Genomic DNA, 13,087 nt, shown 5'->3' on the forward strand with positions numbered 1-13,087 from the left:
CGGCGCGGCGCCCGGGCGTGTCGATCGGCGGCGCCGGGTTCGCCGGGGCGCGTGCCTCGCGGACCGGCGCGGCGGCGCATGCCTCGGCGCCGATACGTGCGTTGACGGCGCGTCGTCTCGCGGCGGCGGGGCAAGGCCAGGCTTGATGCGCTGATGGAAGCGGGTCGGGCGGCAGGGCGCGACGGCGGCGCGAATTCGCCTGTTTCGCATCCCTGAAGAGCGATGCGTGCAGCGATCGCGAGGTGAGTCGATCGACGCGTGCGTCGGCGGCGGAGGGTGAGAGAGGAAAGGGGAAGGTCCGGCGGGGGAACCAGCACCGGCGGCGCGTGCAGCCGGTGCTGTCGTGGCGGGATACCGCCTGGCTTACTGGCCCGAGGCGGCCTTGGCGGCCGCCGCGCGCTGCTGTGCCTTCTGCAGGTCGTCCGGATAGTTCGGATCGTTGGCCGAGGGCTTGTAGCCGTTCTTCTCGAGATCCTTCAGTTCGGCGGTGTTCTTGGCACGCGCGGCCTTGTGTTCGGCCTTGCGCTTGGCACGGGCGGCCTTGCGCTTCTCGGCCTTGGTCGGCGTGCTGGCCGCGGCGGCGGCATCGGCGCCGGGGGCGGCGGCGTCGGTCTGGGCCAGGGCGATACCGGAAATACCGAGCGAGAGGGACAACGTCAGCGCGGCAAGAGACAGCTTGCGGGTCGTACGCATCTTGACTTTCTCCTGAAGATTGATGGTTTTGGTGGTACGCGCAACGACAGGGGCGAGACAGGCACGCGGCTCGCCTCTGCCGGACGCATCCGTGGGCCCGCGGGCCGGTGGATGGATGCAATGTAGCAGGACAAATCGAAAGCCGCAGTGATACCCCTGCAAGACGCTCGCCAGCCGAGCGCACGGCGCGGGACGGCGACGCGCGCTGCTAACGATATGCGATTTCGATGGTTAGCGGCCCGATCCGGCTTCGCTATAGTTCCCGGCTCACCCGCTCCGGAGTCCTGTTCATGTCGTCGTGGTCCATGCCATCGTTCGCCGGCCGGCGTCGCGCCGTGCTGCGCCTGCTCGGCCGTTCGCTGCTGGCGCTCGGCGTCGGCGCCGCCGTCGCCTCGTATTCGAGCGCCGCGCTCGCCCGCGATACGGTGTCGATCGGCTACCAGCGTTCCTCGACGCTGTTCATCCTGCTCAAGCGCAACGGCGAACTCGAGCGGCGGCTCGGCGCGCTCGGCTACGACGTGCGCTGGCACGAGTTCTCCAGCGGGCTGCTGGAGGCGATGAACAGCGGCAGCGTGGACCTCAACGCCGACGTGGCCGACGCCTTCGCGCTGTTCACCCAGGCGGCCCACGCGCCGCTCACCTACTACGCCGAGGAAACCTCGGCACCCTCGGCGCAAGCCATCATCGTGCCGGCCAATTCGCCGATCCGCGGCGTGGCCGACCTGCGCGGCAAGCGCGTGGCGGTGGCCAAGGGCTCGGGCTGCCATTATTTGCTGCTGGCCGCGCTCAAGCGTGCCGGGCTCGCGCCGGGCGACGTCGATATCCGCTACCTGGAAGCGTCGGACGCGCTGGCCGCGTTTCGCGGCGGCAATGTCGATGCCTGGGTGATCTGGGATCCGTTCCTCGCCGCCGAGCAGCGCGACGACCACGTTCGCGTGATCGCCGACGGGCGCGACGGCCTGGCCGAGTACAACCGCTTCTATACCGCCACCGATGCCTTCGTCGAACGGCACCCGGATGCGCTGCGCGCGGTGTTCGAGTTGCTGAACCAGACCGGCAAGTGGGTCAAGGCGCATCCCGACGAGGCGGCGAAAATTCTCGCGCCCGTTTGGGGCAACCTGCCCGAGGCGACCGTCACGCTCGCCAACAGCCGGCGCAGCTATGAGATCGTGCCGGTGCGTCGCGACCAGCTCGCCGAGCAGCAGCGCATCGCCGATACCTATCGCGCGGCCGGCATGATCCCGGTGGCCGTGAAGGCCACCGATATCCGCATCTGGACGCCGGGCCCGGCCGGTGCCGCCTCCGCCTCCGCCTCCGCCTCCTCCGCCGCCGTCAAGGCCAAGGCGCCCTGACGTGCCGCGGCGAGGGCGCGCCCGGCCCGCGCCGCTTCAGAACGGCTTGGTCGGCAGGTACTTGCCGTCCAGCGTGATCACCGCGCGCGAGCCGCCTTCGGGATCGTCGACCTTCTTGATGTCGAGCCGGAAGTTGATCGCGCTGATGATGCCGTCGCCGAACTGCTCGTGGACCAGCGCCTTGAGCGTCGAGCCGTAGATCTGCACGATCTCGTAGAAGCGATAGATGGTCGGATCGGTCGGCACGCCGCCGGGGATGCTGCCGCGCAGCGGGATGGTCTGCAACTGGCGCACCGCGTGCTCGTCGAGATCGAGCTTGGCGGCCACCGCGCGCGCGGCCGCCTCGGGCAGCGCGTGCTGGCCGAGCAGGGCCGCCGTGACGAAGGCCAGGCTCAGGCCGGTGCCTTCGTTGATCTGCTCGAAGCTCAGGTCCTTGCGGATCTTCGCGTCGAGGATCGTGTCGGTGAGGGCCTGGCGCGGCGCCTGGCTGGTTTGCGACTGGGGCATGCTTGACTCCTTTCTGGGTGAAGGCGACGGAAATCGTCGATGAACGATGAGGGGAGGGCGTGGCTCAGGCGGCCGCGCCGAGTCGCGCCGGCGTGGCGCGCACATTCGGATGTTCGGCGAGCGAGACGAAGCGGCCGGTGGCGCCGTCGAGCGCCTCGATCGAGCCCGTGCCGATCTCGTAGACCCAGCCGTGCAGGGCGAGCCGCCCCTGGTCCAGCGCGAGCCGCACCGAAGGATGCGTGCGCAGGTTGGCGAGCTGGGCGATCACGTTCTCGCGCACCATCGAATCGACGCGCGCGCGCTCGTCGGCATGCTCGCGCGCCTCGTTCACCACCTTCGCCGAATCGGCATAACGCAACCAGCTGCGCACCGCCGGCATGTGGTCGAGGCAGCGGCAGGTGGCGATCGCCGTCATCGCGCCGCAATCGGAATGGCCGCAGATCACCACGTCGCTCACGCCCAGCGCGGCCACCGCGTATTCCACCGAAGCACTCACGCCGCCAGGCTCGGGGCCGTAGGACGGCACGATATTGCCGGCGTTGCGGATCACGAACAGGTCGCCCGGCTCGCGCTGCGTGACCAGCTCCGGCACCAGCCGGCTGTCCGAGCAGGAGATGAACAGGGTGCGGGGATGCTGGCTGCCGGCCAGCTCGCGGAACAGCGCCGAGCGCTGCGGGAAGGCCTCGCGCTGGAACTTCAGGAAGCCGTCGATGATGTCCTGCATGGTCGCTCCTTCATGGTCCGGTGATGAACCGATGAGCGCAGCATGCGCCGCCGCTGCCATAGCGTCCAAGACCGGTTTATTATCATCGGCATTGGTAAAACCAATAGTTCAGGGACCCTCATGCTGCTGCGGCACATCCGGTATTTCCTCGCGGTGGCCGAACACCGCAACTTCACGCGCGCGGCCGAGGCGCTGCACGTCTCGCAGCCGACGCTGTCGCAACAGATCCGCCAGCTCGAGGACGCGCTGGGCGCGCCGCTGCTCGATCGCTCGGGCCGCGCGATCGGCCTGACCGACGCGGGCGTCGCCTATCTGCAGCATGCGCGGCGCGCGCTGCAGGACCTCGAGGCGGGGCGGCGCGCGATCCACGACGTGCGGGAGCTGAGCCGCGGCGCGCTGCGCATCGCGGTCACGCCGACCTTCACCGCCTACCTGGTGGGGCCGCTGTTCGACGGTTTTCATCGGCGTTATCCGGGCATCACGCTGGACCTAATGGAATCGACCCAGGATGCGATGGAGGCGATGCTCAACGAGGATGCGATCGATCTCGGCATCGCCTTCAGCCAGACGCAGTCGCCCGAGATCGAGGTGCGGCCGCTGTTCGTCGAGACGTTGGCGATGGTGGTGGGGGAGGCGCATCCGCGCGCGCGGCGGCGCACGGCGCTGCCGGCGCGGGAGCTGGCGGACGAGGCGCTGGTGCTGCTGCATGGCGAGTTCGCGACGCGCCATACCATCGACCGCTACCTGCGCGCGCAGGGCATCGCGGCGCGCATCGCGATGGAGGTCGATTCGATCGGCGCGAGCATCGAGCTGGTGCGGCGCGGCACGCTGGCCACGCTGCTGCCGGCGGCGATCGCGCGCGAGCAGCCGGGGCTGCGCCTGGTCAGGCTGGAGCCGGCGCTGCCCGAGCGCACCGCCGCGCTGCTGCTGCGCAAGGGCGCCTATCGCAGCGTGGCGACCGAGGCCTTCGTCGAGATGGCGATCGCCGAGGGCGGCAAGCTGGCCCGGGATGGCGGCGGCAAGGTGCGCCGCCGGGGCGCCGAGCCGGCCGAGTGAATCGAGTTAGCGGCTTGAGTCGCTTGAGTCGCTCGAGCCGCGCGAATTTCGTGGATCGCGGCGGCGGCCTGCCCGGGCTCAGGCGCGAGCCGTCGCCGTGTCGATGCGGAACACCGCGATGCTGGCATTGAGCTGGCGCCCCTGGTCCTCCAGCGCCGTCGAGGCGGCCGCCGCTTCCTCGACCAGCGCCGCGTTCTGCTGCGTGACCTGATCCATCTGCGTGATCGCCTGGTTGACCTGCTCGATGCCGCGGCTCTGTTCGGCCGAGGCGGCGGCGATCTCGCCGACGATATCCGTCACCTGGCCGACCGCCTGGGTAACCGCCGTCATGGTGGCGCCGGCCTCGTCGGCGAGCCGGGCCGCGTCGCCGATCTGCTGCACCGAGCCGCCGATCAGCTCCTTGATCTCGCGCGCGGCGCTCGACGAGCGCTGCGCGAGGCTGCGCACCTCGCCGGCCACCACCGCGAAGCCGCGCCCCTGGTCGCCGGCGCGCGCCGCTTCCACGGCCGCGTTCAGCGCCAGGATATTGGTCTGGAAGGCGATGCCCTCGATGATGCCGGTGATGTCGGCGATCCGCGCCGACTTGCTGCTGATCTCGCCCATCGTCTCGACCACGCGGCCCACCACCGTGTTGCCGCGCGTGGCCACCTCGGAGGCGTTGGCCGACAGCGTATTGGCCTGGCGCGCGTTGTCGGCGTTCTGCTTCACGGTGGCGGTGAGCTGCTCCATGCTCGAGGCGGTTTCCTGCAGCGAGGCGGCCTGCTGCTCGGTGCGCGAGGACAGGTCGGTATTGCCGGCCGCGATCTGGCCGGAGCCCGAGGCGATGTTCTCGGCGGCCGCGCGCACCTGGGCCAGCAGCGTCACCAGGCTGCGCTGCATCTCGTCCATCGAGGCCAGCACGCTGCCGGCGGGCGCCCGCCCGGCGCCCGGCACCGGGCTCAGGTCGCCGGTGGCGACGCGCTGCGTGATGCTCGCCAGCTCGGCCGGCTCGGCGCCGAGCGAGCGCAGCAGGCGGCGCGTGATGAAGACGCCGGCTGCCACCGCGATGGCGATCGCGACCAGGCAGATCGCCACCAGCAGCGCGCGCTCCACCGCGTAACGCGCCTCGGCCTCGGCGATCAGCTCGGCCGAGCGGCGGCTGGTGGCGTCGGCATAGGCGTTCGAGGCCTGGATCAGCGCGGCCAGCAGCGGCCGGCACTTCTCGATGATCTCGGCGACCGCGGCGTCGTGCTGGCCTGCCAGCGCGAGGCGGTCGATATCGAGCGCGACCGGCCGGTACAGCCCCTCGATGCGCGCGATCTCGGCGGCCTGGTGGCGCGACTCGTCCGACATGTCGCGCGCGTTCGCGACCATCCGGCCGAACTGCTCGAGATGGGTTTCGACGCGCTGCTCGGCCGCGAGCACGGCGGCCTTTTCCAGCTCCACGTCGGCCGGCGAGCTGACCAGCACGAGGTTGCGCACGGCCACCGCGCGATCGTCGACGGCGGCGCGGATCGCGCGGGCCATGTCGGCGCGCGCGTTGATGCCGTTGACGTAGCGATAGAAACGCTGGTTCGCGTCGCCGAGCGCCTTCAGGGAGAAGCCCGAGACGATCAGGACGACCAGGCTCAGCGCGCCGAACGTGAGCAACAGGGAAGCCTTGGCAGAGAGATGCTTGAGACGCATGGGATGGTCCGTTCCTGGGCCGTGAAAAGAGGCAGGGGAGAAGCAGGGGAATGCACGGGTCGGACGAATCGATGAGGTGCCTATCGAATTCCTTGTCCGTGGCCTTGCTTATCGGCAGCGCAGCGGGCTGGCGCAGGGTGCGCGAGGCTCGTTTGCGCGCGCAAAGGTTTGCTTTTGTTTAAGGATTGTCAAATCGGGGCGCGGCGCGGCTGATCGCGAGCACGAAGGGCGCGTCGCGCCCAGCGGGATCGGCGCGAAAAACGGAAAGACAGTGTTTTCCGTTTTTCGATATATCTTCGGAAATATTGCGGTAAGAATGCGACGCTTCGCATTTCCGTTCGCAGGAACCCCCGCAATGAAAAGAAAGGACTGGCTGATCGGGCCCGCGGTGTTCGCGGTCTCGGCCGGCAGCTACGCCGCGTCCACGCCGCCCGAGGCCGCCGCCTTGCCCGAGATCAGCGTCAGCGCGCCGGCGCCGCTCGGCGGTTTCGCCTCGGTGCCGCGGTACGACACCGAGCAGGTCCGGCTGGGGCCGTTCGGCACGGTGTCGCTGCGCGATACCGCGATGTCGGTCACGGTGGTGCCGCGGGACCTGATCGTCAACCAGCAGGCGCGTACCGTGAACGACACGCTGCGCTACCTGCCCTCGGTCGAGATCCGCAACCAGCAGGGTTACGAGGTGTCGCGCCCGCAGTCGCGCGGCTTCCAGGGCAGCATCGTGCAGAACACGCGCCTGAACGGCTTCAACGTGATCGGCACCACCGCGATCGCCGCCGAGAACCTGGACAGCGTGCAGGTGCTCAACGGCATGGCCGGTTCGTTGTACGGGCCCGCCACGCCCGCCGGCGTGTTCGACTACCAGACCAAGCGGCCGACCGACAAGCCCCTGCTGCGCTTCACCGAGGGCTACGATTCGGACAGCGAATTCACCGAGAGCCTCGATGCCGGCGGGCGCGTCGGGCCGGCCGGCGCGATCGGCTATCGTTTCAACCTGGTGCATGGCGAGGGCGGCAGTTGGGCGCCCGGCAGCAGCAGCAACCGCAGCTTGCTGAGCGCCGCCTTCGATTTCCACCTCGACAGCCGCACCGTCGTCGAGACCGACTTCAGCCATTACTCGACGCGCATCACCGGCTTGCCCGGCAGCATCACCTACGACAGCGGGCGCAGCACGCTGCTGCCGGCCGCCGTCGACCCGACGCGGCTCGGCTACGGCCAGCCCGGCGCCGGTACCGACCTGACCACCAATACCGCCTCGATCAAGCTCCGGCACGCGTTCAACGACGACTGGAGCCTCGAGGTCGGCTTCCTCTACCAGAACGCCGAGCGCGGCCTGTACGGCATTACCAACAACCTGGTCGACGACAGCGGCGACTACAAGGTCACGCGGAACTTCAACGCGGTGCCGCATTTCTCGATCGCCAGCAACCTGCTGTCGCTGAACGGCCGTTTCAGCGTGCTCGGCATGGAGAACGACCTGACGCTGGGGACCAATGGTTTCGTCAACGGCCAGTATTCGTACCGCAATTCGATCGCCACGCCGCTGGGCAGCGCGAACCTGGCCAATCCCGCGGTGTTTGCCTTGCCGCCGGTGCCCGGCAACGGCGGGCAGTATCGTTCCGCGACGCTGACCGAGCAGACCATCGTGGTGGGCGACACGCTGCACCTGAACCGCCAATGGGCCGTGCAGGGCGTGCTCGGCACCTCGTTCATCGACCAGCGCAGCTACAACGCGGCCGGCAAGACCAGCAGCGCCGATTCGCGCGATGCGCTGCTGAGCCCGACCGTGAGCCTGATCTACACGCCGCTGGATTCGCTGACCACCTACGCGAGCTGGTCCGACAGCGTGGAGGAGGGCGAGCAGGCGCCGGCCGGCACCGCCAACGCGAACCAGTTCATGTCGCCGTATCGCGATCACCAGATCGAGATCGGCGCCAAGTACGCGGTGTCCGACAGCCTGCTGCTGTCGCTGGCGGCGTTCCGCATGACGCGGCCGCTGGCCAGCACCGGCGCGGCGGACAACCTGTTCTCGGTGATCGGCTCGCAGCGCAATACCGGCGTCGAGCTGTTCGCGCAGGGCGATGCGCTGCCGAGCCTGAGCGTGTTTGGCGGGGTGACCTACATCGACGCGAAGCTGCTCGATACCGGCGTGCCCTCGACCAACGACCAGCTGGTGGTGGGCGTGCCGAAGCTGAAGGCGGATCTGGCGGCCGACTTCCACCCGGCCTTCGCGCACGGGCTGGCGCTGACCGGCGCGGTGCATGTCGAGTCGCGCCGCGCGGCCACCAATACCAATAATTCGTTCGCGGCCGGTTATGCCACCTTCGACCTCGGGCTGCGGTATTCGGATCGCTTCTGGGGGCACCACGACACGCTGCGCTTCCAGGTCGTGAACCTGACCAACAAGGATTACTACGCGTCGGTGGCCGATGGGAACATCGTCGGCAGCCCGGGGGCGAACACGGCGTATCTGGGGATGCCGCGGGTGTTCATGGCTTCGTTGGAGCTGGATTACTGAGCGGCGGGGAGGCGGCGGGACGGGAGCGGGAGAGGTCGCGAGGCGGGCGCCGGATCGAACGCGCCGGCCTCGTGGAGCGGGCGTTCAGTTCACCGCCACCACCAGCCCCCGCGCGATGGCCGCCTTGTCCGGCTCGCCCAGCGCGGCGGCATTGCGATACAGCGTGCGCATCGCCCAGCAGGTATCGGCCGGCGTGGCGGTGGCCGGCTTGCTGGTGGCGTCGAGGAATTTCTGGCGGTCCGCCTGCGGCACCTGCTGCACGATCTTCTGCAGGGCGACCGTTACCGCCGCGCGATCGGGCTGCGCGATCGGCGTGTTGTCGAGCACGGCCTTGGCCGAGGCTAGCGAGAAATCGAACCAGGCCGTCGCGTCGGCTTCGTTGAAACGCGCGATCGCGTCGTCGAGCATGCGCTGCTTGTCGGCGGTGTTCACGGTGGGCCGCGACAGGGCCTGGCAATCGCCGTCGGGCATCCCGCCCACCACTTTCGACATCAACACCAGACGCTGTTCGAGCTGTGCGTCGGTCAGGCGCGGCAGGCCATCCTGGGCGAGGCCGAAACCCTTCTCGCGGCCGCTGCCCTGCTTGTCGCCGGCCAGCAGCAGTTTGAACTTCGGATCGTCGCCGAGCTTCTCCATGAAGCTGTCGTAGGCGTCGTGGGCCGGCACGTTCTCGGCGAACGGGTTGTCCTCCTCGGCGCTGTCCTCCTGCTTGCCGCTCGCCGTGACGGGCGGCGTCGAGCCGTCGGGCTCGCCGCGGATGTGCTGCACCACGCGCACCGCGATCACGCCGAGCAGGGCGGCGAGCAGGTACACCAGGAAGCGATTCTTGCGTGACGTCATCGATCCACCGTCTATTCGGATGAAGGGGCGCGAGGCGGCCGGCCTGCCGCGAAATCGCGTCCTCGGGCCTGTTGCGCGATGCGTCGTCGCGCGAGGCGTGGTGCGTAATATATCGACGCGCCCCGGGCGTGGCAATGTCGTCGCGGCCCGCGTGGCAGGCGTCGGACAGTAAGTTTGTGAACGATGGAAAGCCGCCGTCGAGGCGAAGGCAAAGGCGAAGGCGTGAGTGGCGGATGCGCGGCGGCGCGCAGGATCGCGCATCGTCGCGCATGCTTGCGCGACGGCGCTTCAGAAACCGCGCCCGCTGCCGGCCTCGACATTGCGCGCGTGCCGGGCGGCGCGCGTTTTCGATACCGCCGGCGCCGAAGGCGGCAGCTTCACCGACGTGTTCCAGCCGCTCGCCTGCACCTCGCGCATCTCGCGCGCGGCCAGCGCGGCCACGCATTGACGGCCCGGCATCGGCAGGTCGAGCACGCGCCAGCTACCGGCGTCGTGCGTATGCACGCGATGCGCATGTTCCTCCAGCGGCTGCGACAGGTAACCGGCCGCCGACAGCGTGCCGGCGGCATGCGCGACGCTGGCGAGCCGGATGCGATGCTGCTCGTCCCGGTCGACCGCCTCGCCGACCGAGAACGCGGTGGCCAGGCCGAGCGGCTGCGTGCTCACGCCGATCAGGATCCAGATGCCGGCATAGGCGACGGCGATCTCCAGCGGCTCGGCCGTGGCGGGCGAGTCGAGCGTGACGCGCCCGCTTTCGTGGTCGGCCAGCTCCAGCGCCTGCGGCGCCACCCCGAGCATGCCGCCGAGGATGCCGCGCAGCACCGCGCGCCCGACCGCGAAACGCTTGCCGATGGCCGGCTGCGGAAAGCACTTGGCGCGCTTGCGCTCGAACGGCGAAAGCCGCGCGAAGGCATCCTCCTTCGACAGCAACTGCCATTCGGGGCGCAGCAGCCACAGGCGCAGTTCGCCGTCGCGCAGCGGCTGCGCGCAGAACGGCGGCTGCTCGGCGAGGGCATGGGCGCTGAAGGTGACATCGGCGGCGAGCTGAATGGCGCGCTCGGGCAGGGCGCCATCGTCGGCCTTGCCCTCGTCGGCCGTGGCGGGCGGCAGGCGAGCGCTCATCCGCGCCGCTCCCGGGCCGGCTTGGCGCGCACGGCCCTCGGGACGGACGCTCGCGCGACGGCATGCGGTTGGATCTCGGCATGCATGGTGTTCGGCTCTCTCTGATTCTGTTTTGAAGTGGCGCTATGTTCCGATAGTTTGAAAATTAATGCAAATGGTTCTCATTTGCAGAGTGTAAGCATCAACCGGCACGCAAGAATCTGCGCGGAACGCTTCCGGATCGGGCCGGGGATGCCTCGAACAGGATTCTGTTTCGAATCGATGAAAGTCCGCCAAACGGCCGCCGGGCGGGCGAAAAGTCCCTCGCCAAAGCGCGAAGTCACTTGACAAGGCGGGGCGCGACCGTCAGAGTACGCAACCAAATGCCAATGATTCTCATTTGCGGGACGAGAAGCTTCGCAGCGGCCCCAGGGCCCGGCGACGCCGCCTCGATTCGCTCGACGTAATGGGCCACGTCACACCGAGGTGTGTAAATGAGATTCGTTTATTCAATCTTTCACTGGCCGGCAAGCCGGTCGAACGGAGCAAGCGATGAGCTGGGGCGATGACGATACGACGTTTCATGTGGTCGTAAACGACGAGGAACAGTACTCGATCTGGCCGGAATACAAGGCGATTCCCGCCGGCTGGCGCGAGGCCGGCAAGTCGGGCAAGAAGGCCGAGTGCCTGGCCTGGATCGACGAGGTCTGGACCGACATGCGCCCGGCGAGCCTGCGTCGCGCGATGGACGACGACGCCAAGCGCGCGGCGAACTGATCGATGTCGGCGATGTCGGTCCACGCCGGCCAGCCGGCGGTCTTGCCGCCCGTGCAACTGTTCTGTTTCGCCCACGCGGGCGGCGCCGCCTCGCTGTACCGGCGCTGGCCGCAAGCGCTGCCGCGCGGCGTCGAGCTGATCGCGCTGGAGCTGCCCGGCCACGGCCTGCGCCGCGCGCTGCCGGTGCTGAGCGACTGGCCCAGCCTGCTCGACGTGCTGGGCGCCGAATTGCTGGCGCGCCGCGATCGCAGCCGGCCTTACGCCTTGTTCGGCCACAGCATGGGCTCGCTGGTCGCCCATGAGCTGATCCATGCGCTGCGCGAGCGCGGGGCCGAGCTGCCGGTCTGGTTCGGCGCTTCCGCCTCGGTCGCGCCGTCGCGGCGCAAGCACGAAACCCACTGGCTTGGCTGCTCGCACGAGCAGATGGTCGACAAGCTGCGCGCGCTCGGCGGCACGCCCGAGGCGCTGCTGTGCGATCGCGACTTCATCGAGCTGCTGCTGCCCACCTTGCGCGCCGATTTCCATCTGTGCGGCATCTATCCCGCCGCGTTCCCGGCCGATGCCGGCCGCGCGCCGCTCGACTGCCCGGTGACGGTGTTTACCGGCCGCGACGACAGCGCCACCGCGGATCCCGACAAAGTCGCGCGCTGGCGCGACACGACGCGCGGCGAATGCGGTTTCCACGCCTTCGCCGGCGGCCATTTCTATCTCGAAGCCGAGCTGCCGGCCCTGCTCGAGCGCGTCGCCGAATCGCTCGGCCGCGCGCTGGCGCGGCCGGCGGCGCCGGCTGCCTTGCCGACGGAGGCAGGATGGACGCAATGACGACGACGCGCCCGGCGCTGGCGCTCGATACCCGCGAACTCGAACAGAACGGCACGCGCGTGCTGGTGCTGAGCCCGGCCGGGGCCGGCGGCGAGGCGGCCGCGGCGCCCGCGCTGGAGAGCGCCGCCGAGGCGCTGGCCGAGCTGGCCGCGCGCGAGAAGACGCGCTACGGCGGCGTGCTGGTGCGCGGTTTCGCGCCGGTCGGGCCGGCCGGCTTCGAGGCCTTCGCCGGCCGCTTCGGCGAACCGATCCACGAATACGAATTCGGCTCGACGCCGCGCAGCCGCGTCGACAAGGGCGTGTTCTCCTCGACCGAATATCCGGCCAGCCAGTGGATCGACCAGCACAACGAGCAGTCCTACACGCTCAAGTGGCCCGGCTCGATCGGCTTCTATTGCGAGATCGCGGCCGAGCAGGGCGGCGCCACGCCGGTGGCCGACAGCCGGCTGGTGTACCAGCGCCTCGACCCGGCGCTGCGCCGCCGCTTCGCCGAGCACGGCGTGATGTACGTGCGCAACTACGGCAACGGCCTCGACCTGCCGTGGCAGCAGGTGTTCGGCACCGAGGATCGCGCCGAGGTGGAGCGCTACTGCGCGGCCAACCGGATCGCCTGGGAATGGCTGGACGACGGCGAGGAACTGCGCACGCGCCAGGTCTGCCAGTCGGAGCTGGTCCATCCCGCCACCGGCGAGACGGTCTGGTTCAACCAGGCCCACCTGTTCCACGTGACCAATCTGCCGGAAGGCGTGCGCGAGGCCATGCTCGAAGTGGTCGAGCCCGACCGTCTGCCGCGCAATACCTATTTCGGCGACGGCGCGCCGATCGACGACGCGATCCTCGACGAGGTCCGCGCCGTCTATCGCGACACCATGCTGTCGTTCCCGTGGCAGGCGGGCGACATCCTGCTGCTCGACAACCTGCTGATGTCGCATGGCCGCGCGCCCTTCGCCGGCAAGCGCCGCGTGCTGGTGGCGATGACGCGCTGAAGCGAGACCGCCCCGCGCCGCGCGCCACCGCGCGCGACGCGCCTCGGCC

At 69.5% G+C, this 13,087-nt stretch carries 12 protein-coding genes; 6 read left to right on the forward strand and 6 right to left on the reverse strand.

Features of this window, described 5'->3' with window-relative positions:
- Nucleotides 1-363: 363 nt before the first annotated feature.
- Nucleotides 364-693, reverse strand: a complete 330-nt coding sequence (locus tag F3J10_RS30530; protein WP_025100264.1) for a DUF4148 domain-containing protein — start codon at nucleotides 691-693, stop codon at nucleotides 364-366.
- 290 nt (nucleotides 694-983) lie between these two features.
- Between F3J10_RS30530 and F3J10_RS30535 the strand changes: the two genes are divergently transcribed.
- On the forward strand, nucleotides 984-2,045 hold the full coding sequence (locus tag F3J10_RS30535) for an aliphatic sulfonate ABC transporter substrate-binding protein (protein WP_167243671.1): 1,062 nt from the start codon (nucleotides 984-986) through the stop codon (nucleotides 2,043-2,045).
- A gap of 36 nt (nucleotides 2,046-2,081) precedes the next feature.
- Here the strand turns inward: F3J10_RS30535 and cynS are convergent, their stop codons facing one another.
- Both cynS and F3J10_RS30545 read right to left on the reverse strand, forming a co-directional pair.
- Complete coding sequence (cynS, locus tag F3J10_RS30540; RefSeq protein WP_025100266.1) at nucleotides 2,082-2,552, reverse strand: cyanase; 471 nt, start codon at nucleotides 2,550-2,552, stop codon at nucleotides 2,082-2,084.
- A gap of 64 nt (nucleotides 2,553-2,616) precedes the next feature.
- Complete coding sequence (locus tag F3J10_RS30545) at nucleotides 2,617-3,276, reverse strand: carbonic anhydrase (protein WP_025100267.1); 660 nt, start codon at nucleotides 3,274-3,276, stop codon at nucleotides 2,617-2,619.
- Nucleotides 3,277-3,396: 120 nt separating this feature from the next.
- Between F3J10_RS30545 and cynR the strand changes: the two genes are divergently transcribed.
- A complete protein-coding gene (gene cynR / locus F3J10_RS30550) occupies nucleotides 3,397-4,332 on the forward strand; it encodes a transcriptional regulator CynR (protein ID WP_167243672.1) in 936 nt (311 codons plus the stop codon).
- 78 nt (nucleotides 4,333-4,410) lie between these two features.
- Here cynR and F3J10_RS30555 read toward each other — a convergent pair whose 3' ends face one another.
- The gene (locus F3J10_RS30555; RefSeq protein ID WP_166915822.1) at nucleotides 4,411-5,997 is read right to left on the reverse strand and encodes a methyl-accepting chemotaxis protein; all 1,587 of its coding nucleotides are present in this window, start codon (nucleotides 5,995-5,997) and stop codon (nucleotides 4,411-4,413) included.
- A gap of 355 nt (nucleotides 5,998-6,352) precedes the next feature.
- On the opposite strand from F3J10_RS30555, the gene F3J10_RS30560 reads away from it, so the two are divergent.
- Nucleotides 6,353-8,512 carry a TonB-dependent siderophore receptor gene (locus F3J10_RS30560; protein WP_167243673.1) on the forward strand — a complete coding sequence of 720 codons (2,160 nt, stop codon included), beginning with the start codon at nucleotides 6,353-6,355 and terminating at the stop codon, nucleotides 8,510-8,512.
- 84 nt (nucleotides 8,513-8,596) lie between these two features.
- Here F3J10_RS30560 and F3J10_RS30565 read toward each other — a convergent pair whose 3' ends face one another.
- Together F3J10_RS30565 and F3J10_RS30570 are read right to left on the reverse strand one after the other, a co-directional pair.
- On the reverse strand, nucleotides 8,597-9,352 hold the full coding sequence (locus F3J10_RS30565) for a hypothetical protein (RefSeq protein ID WP_098152578.1): 756 nt from the start codon (nucleotides 9,350-9,352) through the stop codon (nucleotides 8,597-8,599).
- A 288-nt stretch (nucleotides 9,353-9,640) separates the two neighbouring features.
- Nucleotides 9,641-10,474 (reverse strand): hypothetical protein, encoded by an 834-nt coding sequence (locus F3J10_RS30570; RefSeq protein ID WP_167233590.1) that lies wholly within the window; start codon nucleotides 10,472-10,474, stop codon nucleotides 9,641-9,643.
- Between the two features lie 531 nt (nucleotides 10,475-11,005).
- On the opposite strand from F3J10_RS30570, the gene F3J10_RS30575 reads away from it, so the two are divergent.
- From F3J10_RS30575 to F3J10_RS30585, 3 genes are read left to right on the forward strand one after another with little or no spacing between them, the layout of a single operon-like run.
- Nucleotides 11,006-11,230: an MbtH family NRPS accessory protein gene (locus tag F3J10_RS30575; RefSeq protein WP_013690465.1), complete on the forward strand. Its 225-nt coding sequence runs from the start codon at nucleotides 11,006-11,008 to the stop codon at nucleotides 11,228-11,230.
- 12 nt (nucleotides 11,231-11,242) lie between these two features.
- Nucleotides 11,243-12,052 (forward strand): alpha/beta fold hydrolase, encoded by an 810-nt coding sequence (locus tag F3J10_RS30580; RefSeq protein WP_240155752.1) that lies wholly within the window; start codon nucleotides 11,243-11,245, stop codon nucleotides 12,050-12,052.
- Nucleotides 12,049-13,038 carry a TauD/TfdA family dioxygenase gene (locus F3J10_RS30585; protein ID WP_345791244.1) on the forward strand — a complete coding sequence of 330 codons (990 nt, stop codon included), beginning with the start codon at nucleotides 12,049-12,051 and terminating at the stop codon, nucleotides 13,036-13,038. The genes F3J10_RS30580 and F3J10_RS30585 overlap by 4 nt, the downstream gene beginning before the upstream one ends.
- Nucleotides 13,039-13,087: the final 49 nt, after the last annotated feature.

Source organism: Burkholderia sp. Cy-637 (assembly GCF_011753175.1).
Lineage (GTDB): Bacteria > Pseudomonadota > Gammaproteobacteria > Burkholderiales > Burkholderiaceae > Burkholderia > Burkholderia gladioli.

Coding starts and splice junctions, on each gene's coding strand:
- F3J10_RS30570 (WP_167233590.1), bottom strand. CDS start 10,474: ATGAGCGCTCGCCTGCCGCCCGCCACGGCCGACGAGGGCAAGGCCGAC.
- F3J10_RS30580 (WP_240155752.1), top strand. CDS start 11,243: ATGTCGGTCCACGCCGGCCAGCCGGCGGTCTTGCCGCCCGTGCAACTG.
- F3J10_RS30565 (WP_098152578.1), bottom strand. CDS start 9,352: ATGACGTCACGCAAGAATCGCTTCCTGGTGTACCTGCTCGCCGCCCTG.
- cynR (WP_167243672.1), top strand. CDS start 3,397: ATGCTGCTGCGGCACATCCGGTATTTCCTCGCGGTGGCCGAACACCGC.
- F3J10_RS30560 (WP_167243673.1), top strand. CDS start 6,353: ATGAAAAGAAAGGACTGGCTGATCGGGCCCGCGGTGTTCGCGGTCTCG.
- F3J10_RS30555 (WP_166915822.1), bottom strand. CDS start 5,997: ATGCGTCTCAAGCATCTCTCTGCCAAGGCTTCCCTGTTGCTCACGTTC.
- F3J10_RS30530 (WP_025100264.1), bottom strand. CDS start 693: ATGCGTACGACCCGCAAGCTGTCTCTTGCCGCGCTGACGTTGTCCCTC.
- F3J10_RS30575 (WP_013690465.1), top strand. CDS start 11,006: ATGAGCTGGGGCGATGACGATACGACGTTTCATGTGGTCGTAAACGAC.
- F3J10_RS30585 (WP_345791244.1), top strand. CDS start 12,049: ATGACGACGACGCGCCCGGCGCTGGCGCTCGATACCCGCGAACTCGAA.
- F3J10_RS30545 (WP_025100267.1), bottom strand. CDS start 3,276: ATGCAGGACATCATCGACGGCTTCCTGAAGTTCCAGCGCGAGGCCTTC.
- cynS (WP_025100266.1), bottom strand. CDS start 2,552: ATGCCCCAGTCGCAAACCAGCCAGGCGCCGCGCCAGGCCCTCACCGAC.
- F3J10_RS30535 (WP_167243671.1), top strand. CDS start 984: ATGTCGTCGTGGTCCATGCCATCGTTCGCCGGCCGGCGTCGCGCCGTG.